At 63.8% G+C, this 240-nt stretch carries 1 protein-coding gene; it reads left to right on the top strand.

Going from position 1 to position 240, the window contains the following annotated elements; genetic code table 11:
- On the top strand, positions 1-240 hold a 240-nt coding region (locus SB756_RS34700; protein ID WP_410913837.1), incomplete at both ends, for a tryptophan synthase subunit alpha.

Raw genomic sequence — 240 nt, 5'->3', positions numbered from 1 at the left:
GCATGCCGTTCACCGACCCGATGGCCGACGGCGTGGCCATCCAGCTGGCCACCCTGCGCGCCCTGGAGGCTGGCCAGACGCTGGCCAAGACCCTGCAGATGGTTCGCGAATTCCGTGTGGATAACCACACCACGCCGATCGTGCTGATGGGCTACTACAACCCGATCCACCGCTTTGGCGTGGAAAAGTTCGTGGCTGAAGCCAAGCAAGCCGGCGTCGATGGCCTGATCATCGTCGACC

It is taken from the genome of Pseudomonas sp. SIMBA_068 (genome assembly GCF_046534705.1).
Classification (GTDB): domain Bacteria; phylum Pseudomonadota; class Gammaproteobacteria; order Pseudomonadales; family Pseudomonadaceae; genus Aquipseudomonas; species Aquipseudomonas putida.
This window is presented reverse-complemented; position numbering and strand designations above follow the sequence as displayed.